This is a genomic window from Martinezella sp. CNPSo 3795, from assembly GCF_057784475.1.
In genome coordinates, this window is record NZ_JBXSOQ010000006.1 from 173,225 (window position 1) to 196,718 (window position 23,494).

Annotated in this window: 27 protein-coding genes; 18 read left to right on the forward strand and 9 right to left on the reverse strand. The window is 60.5% G+C overall.

The genetic code is table 11. From position 1 onward, the window contains the following. Positions 1–12: 12 nt before the first annotated feature. On the reverse strand, positions 13–921 hold the full coding sequence (locus tag AC13QY_RS18790; RefSeq protein WP_113390318.1) for an AraC family transcriptional regulator: 909 nt from the start codon (positions 919–921) through the stop codon (positions 13–15). A 97-nt stretch (positions 922–1,018) separates the two neighbouring features. On the opposite strand from AC13QY_RS18790, the gene AC13QY_RS18795 reads away from it, so the two are divergent. Next, entirely contained in the window at positions 1,019–1,771 is a 753-nt protein-coding gene (locus AC13QY_RS18795; protein ID WP_488493786.1) for an SDR family oxidoreductase, read from the forward strand. Positions 1,772–1,892: 121 nt separating this feature from the next. Here AC13QY_RS18795 and purN read toward each other — a convergent pair whose 3' ends face one another. Next, positions 1,893–2,492: a phosphoribosylglycinamide formyltransferase gene (gene purN, locus AC13QY_RS18800; protein ID WP_152096013.1), complete on the reverse strand. Its 600-nt coding sequence runs from the start codon at positions 2,490–2,492 to the stop codon at positions 1,893–1,895. A 179-nt stretch (positions 2,493–2,671) separates the two neighbouring features. Between purN and AC13QY_RS18805 the strand changes: the two genes are divergently transcribed. Next, positions 2,672–3,784 (forward strand): pyridoxal phosphate-dependent aminotransferase, encoded by a 1,113-nt coding sequence (locus AC13QY_RS18805; protein ID WP_113390377.1) that lies wholly within the window; start codon positions 2,672–2,674, stop codon positions 3,782–3,784. Positions 3,785–3,914: 130 nt separating this feature from the next. On the opposite strand, the gene AC13QY_RS18810 is transcribed toward AC13QY_RS18805, so the two are convergent. After that, positions 3,915–4,178 (reverse strand): sel1 repeat family protein, encoded by a 264-nt coding sequence (locus tag AC13QY_RS18810; protein WP_015339268.1) that lies wholly within the window; start codon positions 4,176–4,178, stop codon positions 3,915–3,917. A gap of 463 nt (positions 4,179–4,641) precedes the next feature. On the opposite strand from AC13QY_RS18810, the gene AC13QY_RS18815 reads away from it, so the two are divergent. The 3 genes from AC13QY_RS18815 (at position 4,642) to AC13QY_RS18825 (ending at position 6,981) form a co-directional block, all read left to right on the forward strand. Next, on the forward strand, positions 4,642–4,980 hold the full coding sequence (locus AC13QY_RS18815; RefSeq protein WP_488493787.1) for a DUF2147 domain-containing protein: 339 nt from the start codon (positions 4,642–4,644) through the stop codon (positions 4,978–4,980). A 202-nt stretch (positions 4,981–5,182) separates the two neighbouring features. Beyond that, complete coding sequence (locus tag AC13QY_RS18820) at positions 5,183–5,359, forward strand: hypothetical protein (RefSeq protein ID WP_167376563.1); 177 nt, start codon at positions 5,183–5,185, stop codon at positions 5,357–5,359. Between the two features lie 119 nt (positions 5,360–5,478). Next, entirely contained in the window at positions 5,479–6,981 is a 1,503-nt protein-coding gene (locus AC13QY_RS18825) for an AMP nucleosidase (protein ID WP_112335670.1), read from the forward strand. A gap of 17 nt (positions 6,982–6,998) precedes the next feature. Here the strand turns inward: AC13QY_RS18825 and AC13QY_RS18830 are convergent, their stop codons facing one another. Then, on the reverse strand, positions 6,999–7,229 hold the full coding sequence (locus AC13QY_RS18830; protein WP_488493788.1) for a hypothetical protein: 231 nt from the start codon (positions 7,227–7,229) through the stop codon (positions 6,999–7,001). A 156-nt stretch (positions 7,230–7,385) separates the two neighbouring features. Between AC13QY_RS18830 and AC13QY_RS18835 the strand changes: the two genes are divergently transcribed. Genes AC13QY_RS18835 through AC13QY_RS18850 form a run of 4 tightly spaced genes read left to right on the forward strand, consistent with a single transcriptional unit; the run spans position 7,386 to position 9,769 of the window. Next, the gene (locus AC13QY_RS18835) at positions 7,386–7,745 is read left to right on the forward strand and encodes a YciI family protein (protein WP_488493789.1); all 360 of its coding nucleotides are present in this window, start codon (positions 7,386–7,388) and stop codon (positions 7,743–7,745) included. Positions 7,746–7,755: 10 nt separating this feature from the next. Then, complete coding sequence (locus tag AC13QY_RS18840) at positions 7,756–8,118, forward strand: YciI family protein (protein WP_113330852.1); 363 nt, start codon at positions 7,756–7,758, stop codon at positions 8,116–8,118. Between the two features lie 17 nt (positions 8,119–8,135). After that, the gene (locus AC13QY_RS18845) at positions 8,136–8,513 is read left to right on the forward strand and encodes a YciI family protein (protein WP_183811590.1); all 378 of its coding nucleotides are present in this window, start codon (positions 8,136–8,138) and stop codon (positions 8,511–8,513) included. An 11-nt stretch (positions 8,514–8,524) separates the two neighbouring features. Next, positions 8,525–9,769 carry an RNA polymerase sigma factor gene (locus AC13QY_RS18850; protein WP_488493809.1) on the forward strand — a complete coding sequence of 415 codons (1,245 nt, stop codon included), beginning with the start codon at positions 8,525–8,527 and terminating at the stop codon, positions 9,767–9,769. 16 nt (positions 9,770–9,785) lie between these two features. Here AC13QY_RS18850 and AC13QY_RS18855 read toward each other — a convergent pair whose 3' ends face one another. Continuing rightward, on the reverse strand, positions 9,786–10,754 hold the full coding sequence (locus AC13QY_RS18855) for a lysylphosphatidylglycerol synthase domain-containing protein (protein WP_113330831.1): 969 nt from the start codon (positions 10,752–10,754) through the stop codon (positions 9,786–9,788). A 96-nt stretch (positions 10,755–10,850) separates the two neighbouring features. On the opposite strand from AC13QY_RS18855, the gene AC13QY_RS18860 reads away from it, so the two are divergent. Then, positions 10,851–11,870, forward strand: coding sequence for a glycosyltransferase family 2 protein (locus tag AC13QY_RS18860; protein WP_173002505.1), 1,020 nt, complete (start codon positions 10,851–10,853; stop codon positions 11,868–11,870). A 50-nt stretch (positions 11,871–11,920) separates the two neighbouring features. Next, a complete protein-coding gene (locus AC13QY_RS18865) occupies positions 11,921–12,541 on the forward strand; it encodes an NUDIX hydrolase (protein ID WP_246661765.1) in 621 nt (206 codons plus the stop codon). On the opposite strand, the gene AC13QY_RS18870 is transcribed toward AC13QY_RS18865, so the two are convergent. After that, positions 12,542–13,909 (reverse strand): aspartate aminotransferase family protein, encoded by a 1,368-nt coding sequence (locus AC13QY_RS18870; protein WP_488487074.1) that lies wholly within the window; start codon positions 13,907–13,909, stop codon positions 12,542–12,544. It lies immediately after the preceding gene. A gap of 287 nt (positions 13,910–14,196) precedes the next feature. Between AC13QY_RS18870 and AC13QY_RS18875 the strand changes: the two genes are divergently transcribed. Next, positions 14,197–15,537: a glutamine synthetase family protein gene (locus AC13QY_RS18875; protein WP_113354044.1), complete on the forward strand. Its 1,341-nt coding sequence runs from the start codon at positions 14,197–14,199 to the stop codon at positions 15,535–15,537. A gap of 5 nt (positions 15,538–15,542) precedes the next feature. On the opposite strand, the gene AC13QY_RS18880 is transcribed toward AC13QY_RS18875, so the two are convergent. Continuing rightward, positions 15,543–16,490 (reverse strand): diacylglycerol/lipid kinase family protein, encoded by a 948-nt coding sequence (locus AC13QY_RS18880; protein WP_113354043.1) that lies wholly within the window; start codon positions 16,488–16,490, stop codon positions 15,543–15,545. Between the two features lie 321 nt (positions 16,491–16,811). On the opposite strand from AC13QY_RS18880, the gene AC13QY_RS18885 reads away from it, so the two are divergent. Then, the gene (locus AC13QY_RS18885) at positions 16,812–18,029 is read left to right on the forward strand and encodes an MFS transporter (RefSeq protein ID WP_488493790.1); all 1,218 of its coding nucleotides are present in this window, start codon (positions 16,812–16,814) and stop codon (positions 18,027–18,029) included. Here the strand turns inward: AC13QY_RS18885 and AC13QY_RS18890 are convergent. Next, entirely contained in the window at positions 17,994–18,398 is a 405-nt protein-coding gene (locus AC13QY_RS18890; protein ID WP_069616108.1) for a winged helix-turn-helix transcriptional regulator, read from the reverse strand. The genes AC13QY_RS18885 and AC13QY_RS18890 overlap by 36 nt on opposite strands. 105 nt (positions 18,399–18,503) lie before the next feature. Here AC13QY_RS18890 and AC13QY_RS18895 point away from each other — a divergent pair, with 105 nt between their 5' ends. Beyond that, positions 18,504–19,517 carry a zinc-binding alcohol dehydrogenase family protein gene (locus tag AC13QY_RS18895; RefSeq protein WP_113354041.1) on the forward strand — a complete coding sequence of 338 codons (1,014 nt, stop codon included), beginning with the start codon at positions 18,504–18,506 and terminating at the stop codon, positions 19,515–19,517. A 354-nt stretch (positions 19,518–19,871) separates the two neighbouring features. Continuing rightward, positions 19,872–21,245 carry a magnesium transporter gene (gene mgtE, locus AC13QY_RS18900; RefSeq protein ID WP_113354040.1) on the forward strand — a complete coding sequence of 458 codons (1,374 nt, stop codon included), beginning with the start codon at positions 19,872–19,874 and terminating at the stop codon, positions 21,243–21,245. Between the two features lie 65 nt (positions 21,246–21,310). Here mgtE and AC13QY_RS18905 read toward each other — a convergent pair whose 3' ends face one another. After that, positions 21,311–21,832 (reverse strand): Lrp/AsnC family transcriptional regulator, encoded by a 522-nt coding sequence (locus AC13QY_RS18905; protein ID WP_371864906.1) that lies wholly within the window; start codon positions 21,830–21,832, stop codon positions 21,311–21,313. A 96-nt stretch (positions 21,833–21,928) separates the two neighbouring features. Here AC13QY_RS18905 and AC13QY_RS18910 point away from each other — a divergent pair, with 96 nt between their 5' ends. The 3 genes from AC13QY_RS18910 to AC13QY_RS18920 all read left to right on the forward strand — a co-directional run bounded on the left by AC13QY_RS18910 (position 21,929) and on the right by AC13QY_RS18920 (position 23,493). Further along, positions 21,929–22,831 carry a DMT family transporter gene (locus AC13QY_RS18910; RefSeq protein WP_488493791.1) on the forward strand — a complete coding sequence of 301 codons (903 nt, stop codon included), beginning with the start codon at positions 21,929–21,931 and terminating at the stop codon, positions 22,829–22,831. 102 nt (positions 22,832–22,933) lie between these two features. Next, positions 22,934–23,131, forward strand: coding sequence for a type II toxin-antitoxin system VapB family antitoxin (locus AC13QY_RS18915; RefSeq protein WP_069616104.1), 198 nt, complete (start codon positions 22,934–22,936; stop codon positions 23,129–23,131). Next, positions 23,128–23,493, forward strand: coding sequence for a type II toxin-antitoxin system VapC family toxin (locus AC13QY_RS18920; RefSeq protein WP_113354039.1), 366 nt, complete (start codon positions 23,128–23,130; stop codon positions 23,491–23,493). Before AC13QY_RS18915 ends, AC13QY_RS18920 begins: the two co-directional genes overlap by 4 nt. Position 23,494: the final 1 nt, after the last annotated feature.

Sequence of the window (23,494 nt, forward strand, 5' to 3'; positions counted from 1 at the left end):
GGCTTCACATCCTCAATCGCTTCGCACGTCCCCGCGGGCATATCGTGCAGGCGGCATACCTGTGTATCGAGCAAAGGCGACGCTGAAAGTGCTTGCCGATCCGTAGCCAACGCGTTCAGCTACCTGATCCATCCCCAATTCGCGGCTGCGCAATAGCTGCTTTGCAAGAGCCATGCGCCAAGCCAACAGATATTCCATTGGCGGCAGGCCGACGACGCGGCTGAAACGCGCAAAGAAAGCCGATCGGGACAGGGCCGCTTCGGTCGCAAGATCCGCGACAGTCCAAGGATGGGCAGGACGCGCATGCATCGCGTGAAGTGCTGCGGATAGGCGTTCATCGGCAAGGCCGCGACTCAAGCTCGACGTGACGGTTGGTTCCGTGCCGGATCGCAATGCCTCGATCAACAACACCTCCAGCAGCCGTTCCAGCACGAGTTCGCGTGCCGGCCGGCGCTCGCGCGTTTCCTCACCGACCAATTGCATCAGCGTCGCGAGCCGAGGCTCGTCACGAACGATAACTACATCAGGCAAGAGGGAAACGAGCAAGGCCGCATCCGGCGCACCGAAGCTGCAATGCCCTATGCGCATGCGCATATCCGCCGGCCCTTCGAGGCGTCCGACACGGAAATGGCCGCCACTCGGCTGCGTTGGAACCATGGCGGACAGACCGGCCGGTGCGTCGACACTCTCGTTGATGAGGTCGCGCATGGCCGGCACGAGCACGAAATCGCCGGCTCGGAGGATGAAAGGCTGATGTCCTCCAAACGTTACACGGCAACGCCCCTCAAGGATTGCGCAGTAGAATGGCTCGCCTGTGGCCTCGCGATGAATTCGCCAGGCGCCGGCGCATTCCACCAGCTTCGAAAAGCGTGCGGCCGGCTGCAGCAGTGTGACGATTTCGGCAAGGGGATCGACGGTCATAATCAGGACTAACGCTAAAGAAAGGGAGACTATAGCGTATATAAAGTCTCTCGTGCGGTCACTACCATGGTATCATTCCTTTTGTTTGGAGAGGCTCATGTCCACGATATTGATTACTGGTTGCTCGTCTGGCTTCGGCCTGGAGACTGCGAAACTGTTTTTTGAACGAGGGTGGGATGTCATCGCAACGATGCGCACGCCCATACCCGAGCTGCTACCGGTTTCCGAACGCTTGCGTATTCTCGCGCTCGACGTCACCAATCTGGCAAGCATCGCAGACGCCGTGAAGGCTGCCGGTCCGATAGACGTATTGGTCAACAATGCCGGTTTCGGAGCGCCCTCACCAATCGAGCTGACTGCGCCGGAGACGGTGCAGTCGCTGTTCCAGACAAATACGATCGGCACATTGGCGATGATTCAGGCCGTATTACCCCAGATGCGTCAACGTCGGGCCGGAGTCATCGTCAACGTCACCTCCACGGTGACGGTCAAGACTCTGCCTGTGATTGGGATCTACCGGGCGAGCAAGGCAGCGGTGAACGCGTTCACCGAGTCCTTATCGGTGGAGATGGAGCCATTTGGCGTGCGGGTGCATATTGTCCTGCCAGGCCGGTCGCCGGAAACTCGCTTTGGGGAGAATGCGCGTCCACATTTGCGTGGTCTGGACGATCCGGATTATGCGCCCTTGATCCGGCAATTCATAAAGAATGTACAGGACGACACCGGCCCTGTGACCTATGCTCCCGACGTAGCGAAGGCAGTGTGGCGGGCAGCCACCGATCCATCCGCCCCGCTGCGAATTCCGGGCGGTGCGGATGCTGAACTCTGGATGGCTGAGGCAGGTTTGTAACCGGAATCGGTGGCAGCCAAAAAGCTGCTGCCGTCCCGACTCGGCCGTGCATTAGAGGGAACACGCAGCCATCGGCCCCGGGAGCGCGGACCGGCAGCTGCGTTCGGCTCTTTGCGCCGTTCTATAACGGCAGGCGTAGTTCGCCCTTTGATATGCGGCGTATGAGATCGGTGAAAAGATCGCATTCCGCAGCCATGACCCGTTGTTCCAGCGAAACTACGCTATCGTCGGGATGGATTTGAACAATCGTTGTGGCCACAGTTCTTCCGTGATCGTACTCTCCGTCTACGAGGTGGATCGTTGCACCTGTTTCTGTCTCCCGATTGTCGAGCACGGCTTGGTGGACTCTTCGCCCATACATTCCCAATCCGCCGTATTTGGGCAGCAGCCCCGGATGAACATTCAATATTCGCCCCTCAAAAGCGGCTAGCGTAAGCGGGCCAAGTCTCTTGAGATAGCCAGATAAGACAACGAGTTCAGCGCCATAGGCGATTAGCGTGTCGCGAAGCTGTTTGTCCGCATCAGCTTCCCTATCCTTCGTCGGAATATGGCACGAGGGAATGCCGTTAGCCTCAGCATAGGCGAGCGCTGGGGACGAAGCCCTATTGCTAACCAGTACGACAGCGGTGGCGTTCATTGTGTTCGCTCGAATGGCTTCGTTGATCGTCCGAAATGAGGTTCCATTGTTTGATGCAAGGAACGCTATTGCGAGCTTATCCATCAGGGGCCTCGTTAATCGATGCTATCGCGACGACCGAGACTCCCTTTCATGACAACTGACGAGGATTTTCAATGATTGCGACGGCGCAATCCGAAAGCCACGTCTTTCCGCCCTTGCAACCACCCGCCAAGCGCCTATTCTGCCGCACCCAGCAACCGAATTCAGGAAACAAAGCCAGCATGTCCGCCTTCTCGCGCTTCACGCCGCTGATCAGCGCCCTGCCCTCCACCGTTCCTTTCGTCGGCCCCGAGGCGCTGGAGCGTCAGCGCGGACTGACGGTCAAAGCCCGTATCGGCGCCAATGAAAACGGCTTCGGGCCTGCGCCCTCTGTCATCGCCGCCATGCGCGAAAACGCCGGCGATATCTGGATGTATAACGATCCGGAAAATTTCGAGCTGAAGCAGGCGCTGGCGGCCCATCTCGGCGTCCAGCCGGCCAATATCGCTGTCGGCGAAGGCATCGACAGTCTGCTCGGCCTGATCGCGCGCATGGTCATCGAGCCCGGTACACCCGTCGTCACCTCGCTCGGGGGCTATCCCACCTTCAATTTCCACGTCGCGGGGTTCGGCGGCCGCCTCGTCACCGTGCCCTATGTCGATGATCGCGAAGACCTCGATGGGCTGCTCGAAGCAGTGAAGCGCGAAAACGCGCCGCTCGTCTATTTCGCCAATCCCGACAATCCGATGGGCAGTTGGTGGGATGCCGACAAGATCGTCGCCTTTGCCCGTGAATTGCCTGACAATTGCCTGCTGATCCTCGACGAAGCCTATAGCGAAACCGGGCCTGCCAGCTCGCTCCCGGCTATCTCAACTCTGATTGATCTGCCGAATGTCTTGCGCACCCGCACCTTTTCCAAGGCCTATGGGCTTGCCGGTGCCCGCGTCGGCTATGTCATCGGCGCGCCCGAGACGGTGCTGACCTTCGACAAGATCCGCAACCATTTCGGCATGAACAGGCTTGCGACCGTGGCCGCGCTCGCCGCGCTGAAGGATCAGACCTATCTTGCCGAAGTGGTCGGCAAGATCCGAGCCGCACGCGAAGAGATCGGTACGATCGCCCGCGACAATGGCTTGCTGCCGCTCGCCTCCGCCACCAACTTCGTCGCCATCGATTGCGGCCGCGACGGCACCCATGCCCGCGCGATCGTCGACGGGCTGATCCAGCACGGCGTCTTTATCCGCATGCCAGGTGTCGCGCCCCTCAACCGCTGCATCCGCGTCAGCGTCGGCCCGAAGCAGGATCTCGATCTCCTGGCCGAGGCGTTGCCGAAGGCCCTGAAGGCGATCGGTTAAGCTCAAAACGACGAAACCGCGCCTGCCTTGTCCCGGCCGGTCGCGGTTTTCATCATTTCGGCTGGCCTCTCCGTCAGCCGCCGACATCCCCTCTTGAGAGGTCAGGAAGTCTTACTGCATGCGGCACGCTTCAGTGTGTCGTCATCCATTCGCGGGCGGCGCGCAGCGCGGCTGCGAGCTGCATCTTGGTCAAGGTCGCCGCGACATCGGCGCGAAGCTCGGCCGCGCGCTCGCTGCCACGGATGGCGGCGATATTCAACCATTTGTGGGCGGCAACGAGGTCTGCATTGCAGCCCCTGCCGGTCGCGTAGTTCACGCCCAGTTCGCAAAGGGCATCGGCGCTGTTACCACCCATCATGGCATTTCCAGACATCGGCGTTTCGAAGCGTGCCATTGCTATTATCCCTGTTTGACTTCTGTTCGTATCTGCCCTGTTTTCCGTCCGAACCTTGCCGTCATCCGCGGCTTTCCGGTTCTTCCGGCCGGCGGGTTCGCCCCGCTCGTTTGATGGCTTCACTATCGCAGACGGCCTTCAAAAAACGCCTAAAATGCATGATTAATTCGATGCAAACAAAGTGCAAATGCTTGGTAAACTTGGGATTTTGTTAAACATCGCTTCCCTTGCAAATTAAGGATTTTCGCGCAGCCTTAACCTTTCGTTAGGATTTTGATTTAAACCCTTCGTTCACCACAAAAAGAGCGCAGTTGAATTCGATGTCGTGTTTCGAGGGCGCACGGATACCCGCACAAACGGGTATTTGGGTTCCGAAAATCATATTTACCTTTACGTTCGCGTTAGATAATCTCGCCACGTTTCCGGCCATGGAGCCGGATGGCGCCCGGGGAGGAATAAGAACATGATCCGTGCCACCATTCTTGCTGCCGCGATGCTGTTGAGCGCGAGCGCGGCCTTTGCCGAAGAGCCGATCGTCGGCAACTGGAAGACCGTCGCTGGCGATACTGCCGTCATTGCTCCCTGCGGCGACAGCTACTGCGTGACGCTGAAGACCGGCAAATATGCCGGCAAGCAGATCGGCAAGATGCAGGGCAAGGGCGACAGCTATACGGGCGAACTGACCGACCCCTCCGAAGACAAGACCTATAGCGGCTCCGGCACGGTCAGTGGCAACAAGATCAAGATGCAAGGCTGCGTGCTGAAGGTATTCTGCAAGTCGCAGACCTGGACAAAGCTTTAAGACGGCTCCTGTTTATTTCAGAAAGCGCTGTTGCGCCTGCCCGCCCCGGTTGGCAGGCGGCTTTTATTTGCCTGCGGAAGATTCATTCGACCATTCGAATCCGGTAATATTTATGAACGCTGGATGAACCGGTATCTCAGCACCTGTTCAGCATGACCATGGCAAAACAGTGTCCAGTATAGGGCACGGGTAGGCCAAGGACATGGACTCGATCATCATCGCGCGGCGCTTCGTTGTTATCATGCTGTTTGCCGCCATCTTTGCATTCAGCTTCTCGGTTGCGGTCGAGCATGGCGGTCGCAGCGGCGCACAATCGCACTTCGGTGCAAGCTTCACCTGCGTGCAAACTGGTGCGCCTTACTGCACGACAGTGCAATAAAGAACGCCTGCGCGCGATCCTCGCGCGGGCCCTTGACCGGCTCCCAAAATAGCTGCGAGAATCCGAGCCGCTTGTTGCAACGTCGTTTGCTTGTAACCAACGACATTCTATAATGGCGCATGAGCAACAGAATCTCTCCCTTTTCACCCCTCGACATCTCCTCCCCCAGCCCGTTCCAGCCGCGGACCTTCGATGATCCGGGCAAGGCCGTCGAAGCGCTGACGGAGCTTTACGATCGCAACACCGCGTTCCTGATCGACAATTTCACCAAGCTTGCCAAGGGCGCGCCGATCACCGCACGCTACCGCGCTTTCTATCCGCAGGTCAGCATCGAAACGACGAGCTTCGGCCATGTCGACTCGCGTCTCTCCTACGGCCACGTGACGGCGCCCGGCGTTTATACGACGACGATCACCCGCCCGCAGCTCTTCAAGCATTATCTCAAGGAACAGCTGACGCTGCTGATGCGCAGCCACAATGTTCCGGTCGTTGTATCGGAATCGACGACGCCCATCCCGATTCATTTCGCCTTCGGTGAAGGCGCTCATGTGGAAGCAACCGCGAGCATTTTCGAAGACATTCCGCTGCGCGACCTCTTCGACACACCGGACTTGAACACCACGGACGACGAAATCGCCAACGGCGAATATATCCCGCCGCCGGGTGAGCCCTCGCCGCTTGCGCCATTTACCGCGCAGCGCATCGACTATTCGCTGGCCCGCCTCGTCCATTACACGGCGACGAGTGCGGCGCATTTCCAGAATTTCGTGCTGTTCACGAACTACCAGTTCTATATCGACGAGTTCTGCAAATGGGCGCGCGACCTGATGGCGAGCGGCGGCGACGGCTATACCGAGTTCGTCGAACCGGGCAACATCATCACCAAGGCTGGCTCCAGCCAGCCCGAAGGCGATGTGACAGCGCCGCGGCTGCCGCAGATGCCGGCCTACCATCTGAAGAAGAAGGGCCATGCCGGGATCACCATGATCAATATCGGCGTCGGCCCTTCCAACGCCAAGACAATCACCGACCACGTGGCCGTGCTGCGCCCGCACGCCTGGCTGATGCTCGGCCATTGCGCCGGCCTGCGCAACAGCCAGCGGCTCGGCGACTATGTGCTCGCCCATGCCTATATGCGCGAGGACCACGTTCTCGATGACGACCTGCCGGTCTGGGTGCCGATCCCGGCGCTCGCCGAAGTGCAGGTGGCGCTTGAGGCGGCCGTTGCCGAAATCACCGGCTATGAAGGCTTCGAACTGAAGCGCATCATGCGCACGGGCACGGTCGGCACCATCGACAACCGCAACTGGGAGCTGCGCGATCAGGCAGGCCCGGTGAAGCGGCTCTCGCAGGCCCGTGCTGTCGCGCTCGATATGGAATCGGCCACGATCGCCGCCAACGGCTTCCGCTTCCGTGTTCCCTACGGCACGCTGCTCTGCGTTTCCGACAAGCCGTTGCATGGCGAATTGAAGCTGCCGGGCATGGCAACGGCCTTCTACCGCACGCAGGTCAATCAGCATTTGCAGATCGGCATCCGCGCCATCCAGAAGCTAGCCGCCATGCCGCCGGAGGCACTGCACTCACGCAAGCTGCGCAGCTTCTTCGAAACGGCGTTCCAATAAGCAATAGGGTTTCCCTCCTATCGCCCATCCGCGGGCAACGAATATGCATTGGCAGCGGCCGCGACTTGCGGCCGTTCGTCGTTCGGGTGTGCACCCCAGCTCAGGCACAGGATCACCAGGGCAAAGCCCGCTAAGCCGATCCAGGTGCGGAACACGACCCTGCCGACATCGGCTGCGTCGAGCAACTCCTCTTCCGACAGCGTCTTCTTTTGCCAGTAATGCACGATTGCGGCTTCCAGACTGTACATTTCCGTCCCTCCTTATGGTGTTGACGGAACTGGTCGACCGGGCTCGGGCTTTTTCGACAACCTCAAAAAATTTTGTCATGCTGTGGAAGAGGATGTCGATTTGCTTGGCAGCCGCTCGTCTATGGCTGTCAGCAAATTGAGAGAGGAGACGCTGCGATGAAATATCTCTGCCAGGTCTGGTTCGATGGCACGAGGCTCGACCTCATGACCAAGAAGGAAAAGCAAAAGCTCGATGCCGATTCGCTCGGCTATGATCGCGATCTGATGGCGAGCGGCAATATGATCCAGGCTGAAGCGCTACAGTCGCCAAAGTCTGCGGTAACGGTGCGGGTCCGCAATGGGGAGACGGCGGTGACGGACGGCCCTTTCATCGAAACCAAGGAGCATCTTGGCGGCTTCATCCTGATTGAGGCGAAGGATCTGAACGATGCGATCCGGATTGCGGCGGGCATTCCGCTCGCCAAGCTCGGCGCGATCGAGGTGCGGCCGATCCATAACTTCGGCCCGGATGCTTGAGGAGGTTCAGATGAAATTTCTTTGCCAGGTATGGTTCGAGAGCGCGGAAATCGCCAAGCTTTCCGAGGAGGAAGGGCGCAAGCTGACCCAGGATTCGGTCGATAGCGACAACCGGCTGCGCGAGAGCGGGCACCTCATCGTCGCAAATGCACTGCGCGAACCGGAAACTGCGAAAACCGTTCGCGTGCGCAGGGGCGAAACCGCCGTGACGGACGGCCCTTTCACTGAAATGAAAGAGCATCTCGGCGGCTTCGTTCTGATCGAGGCCCGGGACATGGAGGAAGCGACGGCGATCGCCGCCACCTTCCCGGTTGCGCGCTACGGCATGATCGAGGTTCGTGCGGCCTTCGACATCCGCTTTCCGAACGAATAGCAGCGAGAGGAGAAGACATGCGGTTTCTATGCCTGATCTACACGACGGTCGATGTCGACGGACGATTGACGCCAAACGAGATGAACCATCTGATCGCCGAGCACTTCATCTTTGATGAGGGTTTGCGGCGGGACGGCACCATGATCGTTTCCGATGCGCTGGCGCTCCGAGACAAATCGATCGTCATCCGTCCGGACGGCGACACATTTTCGGTAACGGACGGGCCGTTCGCGGAGACGAAGGAGCATCTGGCCGGCTTCTACCTCATCGAAGCTCCCGATCTTGAGGAAGCAGTCGGGATCGCCAAGCGCATTCCCTCGGCGCGTTACGGCGCCGTCGAAATCCGCCCTGTGCGCATCTTGACCCTGCGGGGGGACCTGGCGGAGACACCCTGACATCCATGTCGCTGAACCGAACCATCGAAAGCATCTACCGCAGCCACTCGCGCCGCGTGCTGGCAACGCTGATCCGTCTGCTCGGTGATTTCGACCGCGCCGAGGAAGCGCTCCACGATGCTTTCGCGGCGGCGGCGCAGCAGTGGACTAACGAGACGATCCCGGCCAATCCCTATGCTTGGCTCGTTTCCGCCGGACGCTTTCGCGCCATCGACCATATCAGGCGGCGCGCGCGCTTTGACACCGCCCGCTCCGATATTGCCGAGAGCCTTTATCCGGAGGGCGAGGCGATGGAGATCGCCGAACATGAAGAGATCGAGGACGACATGCTGCGGCTGATCTTCACCTGCTGCCACCCGCTTATTCCTGCCGAGGCGCGGATGGCGATGGCGTTGCGGGAGGTATGCGGGCTGACCACGGAAGAGATCGCCCATGCCTTTCTGATTCCGGCCCCGACAGTCGCCCAGCGCATCGTCCGCGCCAAGAACCGCATACGCACCGCCAACATTCCCTACGAGGTGCCTGATAAGACCGAACTGCCGGAGCGGCTGGCGCAGGTGCTGCATGTCATCTACCTCGTTTTCAACGAGGGCTACTCGGCCTCCTCCGGCTCTGCGATCGTGCGCGCCGATCTGGCCGCGGAGGCCATACGGCTCGGCAGGCTTTTGCTGCAGCTATTGCCGGATTCGGAAGTCGAGGGGCTACTGGCAATCATGCTGCTGCAGGATTCGCGGCGGCATGCGCGTACCGATACCTCCGGCGATCTCGTTCTGCTCGTCGATCAGGATCGTGCGCTGTGGGATCATGGCCAGATACGCGAGGGCCTGCAGCTGTCGGCGCGGGCCATGTCAGCGGAGAGCGTCGGCAGCTATGCCCTGCAGGCCGCGATCGCGGCGGAACATGCACGCGCCGTAACCGCCGACGACACCGACTGGCGGCAGTTGGTGACGCTTTACGACCTGCTGCTGATCGCAAGCCCATCCCCTGTGATCGAGCTCAATCGGGCGGTGGCCATCTCCATGCGCGACGGGCCTGCGACGGCATTGTCCATCGTCGACGGGCTGTTGCGGGAGGAGCGTATGGCACGGTATCATCTCACCCATGCGGCGAAGGCGGATTTCCTGCGCCAGCTTGGCCGGACGGACGAGGCGCGGCAATCCTACCAAACGGCGCTATCGCTCTGTCAGCAGGCGCCGGAGCAGGCCTTCCTGCGCAGGCGATTGGCCGAGCTTGACGATAAGACGACCCGGCATTAAGGCGCGTCGCGATCTTTCAGGGCGCAGTTGCGCGCTTGCGTGAGACCAGCAACCCGATCGCGGTTCCTGTTAGCGCCGATACCACGATCAGAAGGTGAGCATTGATGCTGGCCTGCGCGAGATTTTCGATTGCCTCCTTCGCACTCGAAGCACCAAAGGCCATGGCACCGGCGGTAATGCCGGCCGGATAGGTGCCCACGCCTCCGGGTGCATGCACGGGCAGGACTGAGGATAGTTCGCCGCCGAGCGCGCCACCGAAGCTTGCGGAAAGTGGCGTGACGTTCATGAGGCCGAGCGCCCAGGCGAGCACCACGACCTTGACGAGCCAGTTGACGATGGTCGTCAGCCAGGCGCGCGCAAAGGCGCTGGCATCAACCGGCAGACCGCGTTCCAGCTCATGCACAAGCCCTTGCGCCTTCTTCGGCAGGATGCGGGCGGCAAGGCGGATCAGCGGTCGCCGGGAAGCGAAACCCGCGACCGGCAGCAGCAGGAAAGCCGCCCATACGATCCAGGCCAGGACATGATAGGGCGAAGCAAGTGCAAGGCCGACGCCGGCTGCGGCCAGCAGCGCATGCAGGTCGAGCAGCCGCATGACGAACAGCGCCGAGGTGCCGCGGGCCAGCGGAATGCCGAATTCGGAGCGCATCAGCACCGGGAAGCTGGTTTCCCCCGTTCGGAACGGCATCATGATATTCAGCAGATTATGAACCTGCGTCACGCGAAACAGCGCCGCAAAATGGCCCGAGGTTTCCTTCGGGAAATAATCGTAGATGCGCCATGTGCGCAGGAAATAGGTGCTTGTCAGAAGTGCTAGCGCCAGAAGGATCGGCAGCGCGCCGACCTTGCTCCATTGCGCAAGGATCGAGCTCCAGCCCCAAAACCATTCGATGAAGGCGGCGTAGGCAAGGACGACCGCGAGCGTCAAGAGCGTCATTCGGTTGCGAATAAACCAATTCTGTCGGCTGGCAACCGTCGGAGTCTTCATGTAGTTAGGGCACCCAAATGCGAGCGGAAGGCTGAAACCGGACTTTTCGCTCGTTCCGTCCGGCAGGTACTGCCGGTCTTTTAGGAGAAAGAAGTGTTGCAGACAACGGCAGAGTCGACCCTCCCCCAGGCCGATCCGGCAAGCCCTCTCGAGCTTTCGCTGGTCGTGCCCGTCTTCAACGAGGAAGAAAGCGTCGGACCGCTGATCGAGCGCATCTGTTCCGCCATGGCGGGCTTTGCCAAATCCTGGGAACTGATCCTGGTCGATGACGGCAGCACGGACGCGACGCTCGTCAATGCCCGCCGATCGCTTTCGCAGGAAGGCTTGACGCTGCGCATTGTCGAGCTTCAGCGCAATTTCGGCCAGACGGCGGCCATGCAGGCCGGCATCGATGCGGCGAACGGCCGCCTGATCGCCACCATGGATGGCGACCTGCAGAACGATCCGAAGGACATTCCTTCGATGGTCGAGGAACTGGAGCGGCGGCAACTCGACCTGCTCGTCGGCTGGCGCAAGAATCGTCAGGACGGCCTGCTGCTGCGCAAGATTCCCTCCTGGTGCGCCAACTACCTGATCGGCCGCATTACCGGCGTCAAGCTGCATGATTATGGCTGCAGCCTGAAGATCTATCGCTCCTCCATCATCAAGCAGGTGAAGCTGATGGGCGAAATGCATCGCTTCATCCCCGCCTGGGTCGCCGGCGTCGTGCCGAGCTCACGGATCGGCGAAGTCCCGGTCACTCACCATGCCCGCCAGCACGGCACGTCGAAATACGGGATCTCCCGCACCTTCCGCGTCATCCTCGATCTGCTGTCCGTAATGTTTTTCATGCGCTACAAGGCGCGGCCAGGGCATTTCTTCGGCTCGCTCGGCCTCGGCCTCGGTGCGCTTGCCGGCTTGATCCTGCTCTGGCTCTTCATCGACAAGTTCATCTTCGGCGATGATATCGGCAGCCGCCCGCTGCTGATGGTCGGTGTCGTGCTGCTCCTGTCGTCGGTGCAGATGATCACGACAGGCATCCTCGCCGAAATGATCGCCCGCATCTATTATCGCGACGATCTCTCGCCGAACTATATCGTGCGCAAGATCTTCGATCGAGATCATCAAGATGCCTAGGCATCCTTTGCCTGAGTATGGGCCTATCTGAAACAGGGACTGAACCACGCGTGAGCCAGAAAGACGATATCGTAAGCTTGGTGTCGGACACGGTGGATCTTCCGCCCTGGCAGACGACGAGCTCGACGCATCTGTTTCATGATCGCTGGCTGAAGGTTCGCGCCGACAACTGCGTGACGGCGGAGGGCGTGGAAATTGCGCCCTACTACGTATTGGAATATCCCGATTGGGTCGAGATCATCGCGCTCGATGCCGAGGATCACATCTATCTCGTCCAGCAGTATCGTCACGGGCTCGGCGTCGTGGCGCTCGAGCTCCCCGGCGGAGCGGTGGATGCGAGCGATGCAAGCCCAGTCGAGGCGGCCGCGCGCGAATTGCGGGAGGAAACAGGGCTCTCGTCGACTGACTGGGACTATGTCGGCAAGCTCGCGCCCAATCCGGCGACGCATACCAACCTCGCGCATATCGTCATCGCCCGCAATGTCGAGCTTACCACCAGGCCGGCGGACGACCCGACCGAGCGCATTCGCCTGATCCGCCTGCCGATCCGGCAGGCGATCGAACTGGCACTGGAAGGCAAGATGATCCAGGTCATCCATGTTGCGGCACTGACCCTTGCCCTTCACAAGGCAGGCAAATGGGACGTGCCTGCGCCATCAGGCAAGCTCTAGTTACGACTTCACTTCTGCCCAGACGGCATCGAGCGCGCCGCGCGCGATGCGCACCATGGCATCCACTTCCTCGTGGCTGATGACGAGCGGCGGCGAGGCCAGCATGCGGTCGCCGGTAGCGCGCAGTACCAGGCCATTCGCCAAAGCATGGTTGCGAACAGCGGAGCCGATTGCATCCGGCTTTTCAAAGCGGCGGCGTGTCGATTTCTCCGCCGCAAGCTGCAGGCCGCCCATGAGGCCAATGCTGACGGCTTCGCCGACCATGTCGTGATCGGCAAGGCTGCCCCAAGCCTTGGCGAAGTAAGGGCCGATATCGTCGCGCACACGCTCGATCAGCTTTTCTTCTTCGATGATCCGTAGATTTTCGAGGGCGGCGGCCGCGCAAACGGGGTGGCCGGAATAGGTGAAGCCATGATTGAATTCGCCGACTTCGTTGATCAGCACATCGGCGATGCGATCGCTGACGAGCACGCCGCCGATCGGCAAGTAGCCTGATGACAATCCCTTGGCGATCGGGGCCAGATCCGGCTCGACGCCGAAATGCTGATGGCCGAACCATGCGCCGAGACGGCCGAAGCCGCAGATCACTTCATCGCAGACGAGCAGAATGTTCCTTACCTTGCAGATGCGGGCAATCTCGGGCCAATAGGTCAAAGGCGGAATGATAACGCCGCCGGCACCCTGAACCGGCTCGGCGACGAAAGCCGCGACATTATCCTCACCCAACTCATCGATCTTGGCTTCAAGTTCACGAGCCATCTTCAGGCCGAATTCCTCCGGCGAGAGATCGCCGCCCTCGGCATACCAATAGGGCTGGCCGATATGAACGACGCCTGGGATCGGCAAATCGCCCTGCTCGTGCATGTATTTCATGCCGCCCATGCTGGCGCCGGCGACCGTGGAGCCGTGATAGCCGTTCTTGCGGGCAATGATAGCCTTCTTCGTCGGCTTGCCTACAGCCCCCCAATAGACCCTCGCCATGCGAAACCAGGTATCGTTAGCCTCGGAGCCGGAATTGGTGAAGAAGACATGGTTGAACTGCGGCCCGGCATGGGCGCAAACCTTTTCGGCAAGCAGCGTCGCGGGTGTCGTAGTGGTGCTGAAGAAGGTATTGTAATAGGGCAGCTCGTTCATCTGCCTGGCGACGGCATCGGCGATTTCGGTGCGGCCGTAGCCGATGTTCACGCACCAGAGACCGGCAAAACCATCCAGATACTTCCGCCCTTCCGCATCGAAAATATAGACGCCCTCACCGCGCTGGATGACGCGCGCACCTTCGGCATTGAGCTTGCGCATATCCGCGAAGGGATGGAGGTGATGGGCGGCATCGAGGGCGGCGAGATTGGAGCGGCTTGGCGTGTCGGACATGGTTGAATGGAACCCTGTTTGAATTTCGGCTGGTCAGGCAAATCTACGGACGCTGAGATTATGTGCATGGTCCCTCACCCCAGCCCTCTCCCCGTCAAACGGGGAGAGGGGGTTATCCTGCCCATGCCGCTACGTGCGAGGCTGAGCATCAGAAAGTCCCCTCTCCCCGCACATGCGGGGAGAGGGCTAGGGTGAGGGGCCGGGCACGAAACCGCTACGCAGCCACACTTGACTGAAAGCTATCTTGGTTTACGACCATGCCGTGAGCATGGGGGATTTACAAGAGCATGGCGGCCGACAACGCAACCGAAGGTAACGCGCGCATCGAAGTGCTGATTTCGGACATGAACGGCCGGCTGCGCGGCAAGCAGATACCGATTTCAGCCGAAAAGAAGGTCTGGTCCGGTGCCGTACGGCTGCCGACTTCGACACAATCGCTCGATATCTGGGGCTATGACAATGACGAATTTACCGGCCTTTCAATAACGATCGGAGATCCCGACGGAACCTGCGTTGCCGACCAGCGTACGCTCGCCGACATGCCTTGGGCACCAGCGGGATCGAAGCAGGTGCTCGCCACCATGCATGAGCTCGATGGCCGCCCGAGCTTCCAGGACCCGCGTGCCATTCTTGCCGCCGTCGTTGATCGCTACAAGGCGCTTGGCCTGACGCCCGTCATCGCGACCGAGCTGGAATTCTACCTTCTGGCCGGAGACTGGCGCGACAAAGGCATCCCGTCGCCGCCGCCGGCCCTGACCTACCGGGGCGAACCGAACGGCTTTCAGCTTTACGACATGGATGCCGTCGATCTCCTTGATGGCTATCTTGAAACCTTGCGTGCCTATGCGCGGGCTCAAGAGTTGCCGGCGGACGCAACGACGGCGGAATTCGGCCCCGGCCAATTCGAAGTGAACCTTCTGCATCGCCCGGATGCGCTGGCCGCTGCAGATGATTGCGTCATGCTGAAGCGCGTGGCCGAGCAGGCGGCGCGCAAGCACGGCCTGAAATCGACCTGCATGGCCAAGCCCTATACAGACCATGCCGGCTCGGGACTGCACGTGCATGCAAGTATAATTGACGCCCAAGGGCGCAATGTCCTCGATGCAGCTGGCGGCGAGCCGAAGAGACTGAAGTCGATCTGCGCAGGGCTGCTACAGACGCTGCAGGACGCGCAGCTGGTCTTTGCGCCCTATGCCAATTCCTACCGCCGCTTCCAACCAGGCTCCTTTGCCCCCGTCGATCTGACCTGGGGCTTCGGCCATCGCGGTACGGCCGTGCGCATTCCCGAAAAGGACGGGCCGGGTGCACGCATCGAGCACCGTGTCGCCGGTGCGGATGCCAATCCCTATCTCATGCTGGCGGCAATCCTAGGCGGCATGCTGCTCGGCGTGCAGAACGACCTCGATCCCGGTGAGGAGACGACGCCGGCTTATGTGCCGGCCGACGCGCCCAAGCTGACGCATGATTTTCTGACTGCGGTGGAGCGCTTCCGAACGTCAGCCTTCATTGCCGATGTGTTCGGCGAGCAATATCAAAGGCTCTATGGCGATACCAAGCAGAAGGAGGCGATCCGCTATCTGCGCACCGTTTCCGATTTCGATTATCGCACCTATCTGCCGCGTCTCTGACGACGTCAGACGGCGAGGCTATCGATAGCACCCTCGCTCTGGACGCGCGCGGCGGTCCCTTCACGGACCATCACCTTGAGCTCGCCCGGATGCACCTTGAGCGTCACATCACGCTCGAGGGGCAGCAACTCGCCATCCATGACGCAGTTGGCAAGCTGGCGCAGCTTCGGAAAGTGCAGATGCACTTCCGGCGCATGCATGACCATGACATCGGCGTTCTCACGAACCCGGCCGCGCAGCATGTCGATGGCAAGCCGGGCGACGCCGAGCGGCCGCAGGGGCTTTGCCGTGTAAAAGCCCAGTTCGCCGCTGCGCAGGCTGTCGGCGTAAAGCAGCGCATTGGCGCCGAAGGGATTGTTCGAGACCGAGATCGCCGAGACATGCCGGCGCTCGCGAATGTCGCCGGCCTCGAAGTCGACGTCGAATTCCGGAGGATTGGCAATGACGCCGAAGGCGGCGCGCGTGCTGGCCGACATCTTTCCGATGCGCGAGCGATAGGTGTAGCCATTGCGATAGCGCACCATGCGCGCATGCAGGCCCGCTGAAAACTGATGAATGAAAGCGCGGCCGTTGGCGCTGCCGATATCGACATTGTCGACCTCGCCTGTCGCAAGAACGTTTAACGTCTGCCAGATGTCCAGCGGCAGCCGTAACGAACGGGCAAAGAGGTTCATAGTGCCGGCTGGAATAACGCCGAGCGCGACGCCGTTTTTCCAGGTGATGGCCGCGGCCGCCGAAATCGTGCCATCGCCGCCGCCGGCGACAATGCCGTCAATATCATCACGACGTGCAGCACGCTCCATTGCCGAGACGATGTTGCGTCCCTCCACGACCACGGCTTCGAAATCATGACCGGCGTCGCGGAAGATCTGTTCCGCTTTCCTTTCATAGGCAGCCATGTCGGTCGTGCGGAACGTTCCGCCATCGCGATTGAAAAAGCCGATCAACTTCATCGGGGGGCTCTCGGTCTTCCCGCAAAATATGTCTCTGAGGGGCTAAAGCCCCGTGCGCTTCTTCTCAGATGGTTTTGGATGGAATGATTTCAAGCATTGCGGCCGTTTCGCCCGGTCGCCGCAGCGCACTTATGCACGATCGGACATGCTGCACTGCGAAAAATGCACGCGACAGGAACATTGCTCTCATTGATAGTATCAACGAGGGTGTGTCCATACCCGCCTGTCCCTTATTCCATTTTGATGCACTGAGCGCCGAATGCCGGGATTTGCCGCCTGATTCGCGGCGCTTGACCTTCGTGTGCCGCCCAAGGAGTTTTCGTGAGCGATATTACCGCCGAGGTCCTCGATACCCAAACCACCCTCGAAGCACCGTCGCGCACCGCGATCGCGCTGGTGACTTTGGCGCTGGCCGTCGGCAGCTTCGGTATCGGCACGGGCGAATTCGTCATCATGGGACTCTTACCGAATGTAGCCGACACCTTCGGCGTTACCACTCCGGAAGCAGGTCATGTGATCAGCGCCTATGCGCTCGGCGTCGTCGTCGGTGCACCAATCATCGCCGTGCTCGCCGCAAAGATGGCGCGCCGCACGCTGCTCCTCCTGATGATGGCGATCTTTGCCGCCGGCAATATTTCCAGCGCCGTCGCACCCACTTTCGAAAGCTTCACGGCACTGCGCTTCATCACCGGCCTGCCGCATGGCGCCTATTTCGGCGTTGCCGCGCTCGTAGCTGCCTCGATGGTGCCGGTCCATCGCCGCGTGCGCGCCGTCGGCCAGGTGATGCTCGGCCTCACGATCGCGACGCTGATCGGCACGCCGATCGCGACTTTCCTCGGACAGCTTCTGAATTGGCGCGTAGCCTTCATGATGGTTGGCGCTATCGGCCTAGCCACCATGCTGCTGATCGCCCTCTTCCTCCCCAAGGACAAGGTTGAGGACGGCGCGAGCATTACGCGCGAGCTCGGCGCGCTGAAGCGCATCCAGGTCTGGCTTTCGCTTGGAGTCGCCGCCGTCGGCTTCGGCGGCATGTTTTCGATCTTCAGCTACGTCGCGACGACCACGACCGATGTCGCCGGCCTCGGCTCCGCCATGGTGCCGGTCGTGCTGGCTCTCTTCGGCATCGGCATGAATGTCGGCAACATCGTCGGCTCTCGCCTCGGCGATATATCGATCAAAGGAACGATCGGCGGCATGATGGTCTTCAACATCGTCATCATGACGCTCTTTTCGCTGACGGCGGCTAACCCGATCATGCTCTGCGTCTGCGTCTTCCTGATCGGCTGCGGCTTTGCCGCCTGCCCCGCCGTACAGACCCGCCTGATGGATGTAGCTGCCGACGCACAGACGCTGGCCGCCGCCTCCAATCATTCCGCCTTCAATATCGCGAATGCGCTCGGCGCCTGGCTTGGCGGGCTGGTGATCTCCTGGGGCTTTACGGCGGCTGCAACTGGCTATGTCGGCGCGGTGCTTTCCGTTGCAGGCCTCGCCGTCTTCGCCGTTTCAGTTGGCCTGGAGCGCCGCACCGGGCGTGCATGACATGCCAGGGGCGCCCAGCTGCTGGCGCCCATCGCGGCAAAATACATTCTCCTCGCCCCAAACGGCCATCGCCTTGATGATCGGCCCCAGGCTGGCGCCAAGCGGCGTCAGCGCATAATCGACGCGCGGCGGCACGACCGGAAAGACAGTGCGTGATAGCAGACCGGATTCTTCCAATTCCCGTAATTGCTTGGTCAACATGCGCTGCGTTACCGACGGCAGCTTGCGGCGGATTTCGTTGAAGCGCAGCGTTCCATCCATCAGGTGAAACAGGATCACGCCCTTCCATTTGCCGTCGAGCACGCTCAGCGTCGCCTCGACCGGGCATCCGGGGAAATTGCCGACAAGCTTGGAGCGGGGAACCGACATTTGACAGTATCCTTTTTGTATCTACGTACAGAAAATGTGCATTCTTGCGCCTTTTGAAGATAATGCGCATCTAGCCTCTGTGCAATCAACCCAGGAGCTTCTCCCATGCGCGCAGTCGCCTACAAGCAGCCACAACCCATCTCCGCAGAAACATCCCTGATCGACATCGAACTGCCGATGCCCGAGGCAGAGGGTCATGATCTGCTCGTCGAAGTGAAGGCCGTTTCCGTCAATCCGGTCGATGTCAAAGTCCGTTCCAATGTCGCGCCGCCAGAGGGTGAATACAAGGTCATCGGCTGGGATGCTGCCGGCATCGTCAAGGCGGTCGGGCCAGACGTCACCATGTTCAAGCCCGGAGACAAAGTCTTCTATGCGGGCGCCATCAATCGCGGCGGCTCCAATGCCGAATTCCATCTGGTCGACGAGCGCATCGTCGGCGCCAAGCCAAAGAGTCTCGATTTTCCGGCGGCCGCCGCGCTGCCGCTGACCTCGATCACGGCCTACGAGACACTCTTCGATCGGCTGAAGGTGCAGGATCCGGTTCCCGGCGCCGCCAATGCCATCCTTATCATCGGCGGAGCCGGCGGGGTTGGATCGATCGCCATCCAGATTGCACGCGCGCTGACCGATCTCACCATCATCGCTACGGCATCCCGGCCGGAAACACAGGCTTGGGTGAAGGAATTGGGCGCGCACCATGTCATCGACCACTCGAAACCACTTGCGCCGCAGATCGAAGCGCTCGGCATCGGTGCTCCGGCCTTCGTCTTCTCTACGACCAATACGTCGGATCATGTCGGCTCGATCGTCGAGGCCATCGCGCCCCAGGGCCGGTTCGCCCTGATCGACGACCCGAAAACCCTTGATGTCGTGCCCTTCAAGCGCAAGGCGGTATCAACCCATTGGGAGCTGATGTTCACTCGTCCGCTCTTCAACACCGCCGACATGATCGAGCAGCACAAGCTGCTGACGAAGATCGCCGAACTGGTGGATTCCGGCAAGATTCGCTCGACCCTGACGGAGACCGCGGGCGCGATCAACGCCGCCAATCTCAGGAAGGCGCATGCCCTCGTCGAGACCGGCAAGATGAAGGGCAAGGTCGTTCTGGCCGGCTTCTGAGCGGCCAATATCCGCGACAGATCAGGCCGGGCGAATGTCGTCCGGCCGCTTTGTTTTGACGCATTTGCACTAGGTTTTGTTGCATCGCAAAAATTTGCAGCCGCCTAAACAAATTTTTATCGCAGGATCGAGCATTTAGGCGTGTCCGCCTCTTGACTTTTCATGCCTTCGGCGCGACTTCTCCGCACGTGGGGAACAGCGTTTTCCATACCGATTAACCGGAGCCATCTTTCGATGCCTAGCGACAGTAGTAGTCGATTGCCTTTGCCGTCAGTAGCATTCGTGCACTAACCGACTCCTGTCGGCTCGCCACGATCCGCTACGACGGCGGATCGACCGGAAAGGCGAGCTATAATGAACATCAACAGCTTTCCCGCGCGGGCCGGCAATGCCGCTCGTGCATTCATCAATAATAATCGCGCCGTCACCATTGCGGAACGCGTCGAGGCTCTGAACGCAACGGACGTAGCGGAGGCTGCCCGCATTCTCGCCAAAATGCCGGAAGAGCGCGCCGTGCGCATTCTCGACCGGCCGGAGCTGCGCAACGCACCCGCCATTCTCGAAGTCATGGGCAACGCAGATGCCGCGCGCCTGCTGCATGGCATGTCCAACGACCGCGTCGCCGACGTGCTGCTCGAAATGGATGTCGACGCGCGCGCCCGGCTGTTCGCGACCTTTGACGAGCATACAAGGCAGGCGATCCAGGGCCTGATGGGCTATCCGCCGCGCACGGCCGGCGGCATCATGACGACGGAATTCGTCAGCGTTTTCGCGAGCTGGACGGTCGCCCAGACGCTCGATCACGTTCGCCAGGTCGAGCGCTCCCGCGAAACGGTCTATGCCATCTATGTGCTCGATGACGAGACGCATGTGCTGCTGCACGTCGTGACGCTGCGCCGCCTCATCACCGGCGAGCCCGATGCCTGTATCCTGACGGTGGCCCAGAAAGGCGTGCCGGTTACGGCACCGCCGCTAATGAAGCAGGAGGATGTCGCGCGCCTGATCCGCCGTCACGATCTTCTGGCGCTGCCTGTCGTCGACGACAAGGGCCATATGCTCGGCATCGTCACTGTCGATGACGTCATCGACACGATGATCGCCGATACGACCGAGGACGCCCAAAAGTTCGGTGGTATGGAGGCCCTCGGCCAGCCCTATATGAAGATCAGCTTTGCGGGCATGATCCGCAAGCGCGCCGGCTGGCTTGCCGCCCTCTTCCTCGGCGAGATGTTGACCGCAAGCGCTATGCAGCACTTCGAAGGCGAGCTGGAAAAGGCCGTCGTGCTGACGCTCTTTATCCCGCTCATCATGAGCTCGGGCGGCAATTCCGGCTCGCAGGCGACCTCGCTGATCATCCGGGCGTTGGCGCTCGGCGAGCTCAAGCTTTCAGACTGGTGGCGCGTGGCGTTCCGCGAACTGCCGACAGGCATCGTGCTCGGCGCGATCCTCGGCCTCGTCGGCTTTGCCCGCATCGTGCTCTGGCAGAATATCGGCCTCTTCGATTACGGCCCGCATTGGCAGCTGGTCGCTTTCACCGTCTTCGCGGCCCTGATCGGCATCGTCACCTTCGGCTCGCTTGCCGGCTCTATGCTGCCCTTCGTTCTGCAGAAGCTGCGCCTCGATCCAGCCAGCGCATCGGCGCCTTTCGTTGCAACGCTGGTCGATGTCACCGGCCTGGTGATCTACTTCTCGGTTGCCCTGCTGATCCTCAGCGGAACGATGCTCTGAGGATAATCAAACTCTCATCGCAAAGGGGCCGGCAACGGCCCTTTTTCATTTTTACTCCGGCTATTTCATTCAGGCTGCGGCAATTTCAGAGCACCATTGGTCTTGATCGTGCGAATCGCGAAGTTCGAGCGCAGATCGACCACGCCTGGAAGGACAAGCAGCTTTTCCGACATCACCTTCTCATAGGCGGCCAAATCCTCCACCACGACCTCAGCCAGGAAATCGGCCGTGCCCGAAATCAGATGGCAGGCGACGACTTCCGGAATGGCGAGCAATGCTGCCTGCTGCGTCTCGGAATTCTCCTTCGAATGATGGCCGACCTTGAGTTCCACGAAGACCGTGAGACCGAGGCCGGCCTCCTTGCGGTCAATATCCGCGCGATAGCCGCGCAAAAGCCCGGATTTTTCCAGATTGCGAATGCGCCTGAGGCAAGGAGACGGCGAGAGATTTACCCGCTCGGCGATCTCGACATTGGTGGCGCGCGCATCCTCCTGAAGGCAGTTGAGGATCGCAATATCGAATTTATCCAGTTTTGGCATATTCGAGAAACTCTTATTTACAAATTGGCAGATTATTGCTGATAGCACGATTTTTGAGCCATAACTAGCAAGGACATGCCTCGGCCTTCGGGGCTATCTTTTCCTCATTCGAAAGATAACCGGATCGTTGGAAAGGATATGTCGATGACCGCTTTGTCTCTCTCCACCCGCAAGGCAACCCCCACCATAGTCGGCTATGCCGGCGCCATCGTTACCGTCTTGATCTGGGCAAACTGGATTCTTGCCACCCGCCACACGGCCGAAACACAGATGGGCACCATCGATCTCGGCCTCATCCGCTACGGCGTGCCGGCCCTCGTGTTCGCTCCCGTCTGGTGGAAGACGGGCCTGCTGCCGAAGGGCGTGCCACTGAAACTGCTCGCGCTGATGGTCTGCGGCTCCGGCGCCCTCTTCTTCCAGCTGACCACGCTTGCCATCCAGTTCACGCCTGCCTCGTCTGCCGGCATCCTGCTCGGCGGCTCCATGCCGCTCGCAACTGCCCTGATTGGTGTGCTGTTGTTCCGCGAGCGGCTTGATATCACCCGCTGGCTCGGCCTTGGCGGCATCGTCGCCGGCGTCGTGATCCTCCTGGCACGCAGCCTCTATGGCGTGCAGATCTCCTGGGAGGGCTTTATCCTGCTGCCGCTGTCTGCCGTGCTCTGGGCAAGCTACACGCATGCCTTCCGCCGCTCCGGCCTGAGCGCCCTGCAGTCGAGCGCCATCATCGCCGTCTGGTCGTTCCTGATCCATGTCGGCCTGGCCGCCGTCTTCGGCAGCTCACTTGCCTCGGTGCCGCTGCCGGAAATCGGCCTGCAGATCGTCAGCCAGGGCCTGCTGTCTGGCCTTGCCGCCACCCTCGCCTATGGCCTCGCCGTCCAGGCTCTCGGTGGCACCCAAGCCGCAGCCTTCACCGCCATCACCCCCGTCCTTGCCACGATCGGCGGCGGCTTTCTGCTGGGCGAGGAAATCGGAATGGCCGGGATTGCCGCAGCGATCGTCACGGGGCTTGGGGTGGCACTTTCGACCGGGGTGCTGGCCCGGAAATAAGTCTTTCAACTGCAAGACAATGGATCGAAGGCTGCCATGTGCAACCCTCGGCATTGAAAGCAGCATCATCTGATGCTAATTTTGATGACAACGGAGATATCAATGCGCACCACCGTAGCCATCGACGATAAGTTGCTTGCGGATGCACGCGAGGTTACCGGTCTCGCCGAGACCTCGGCAATCCTGCGTGAAGCATTGAAAGCCCTTGTGGAACGGGAAGCCGCCAAAACGCTGATACGTCTCGGCGGCACCGAACCGAATATCACGGCTCCCCCTCGTCGTCAGTTTGGCGTCGAATGATCCTGGTCGATACGTCGATCTGGATCGATCACTTTCATACGCTGGAGGCGCGGCTTCAATCTCTGCTGGAGCAAAAACAAGTCGTCGTTCATCCCTTTGTCGTCGGTGAGATCAGCCTTGGCAATCTGCGGCAATATGATCTCGTGATAGGAAGCCTCCGTAGACTGCCTGCAATTGCGAGAGCCTCGGATGAGGACGTTCTTTATTTCATCCGAAGCAACAAACTGCAGGGTACCGGAATCGGCTATATCGATGCTCATCTCGCGGCCGCGACGATACTGGCGCCTGGAACCTATCTCTGGACGCGCGACAAACGGCTGCAACGTGTGGCCGAAAACCTCGGCATTGCCGCGCTGCTATAAA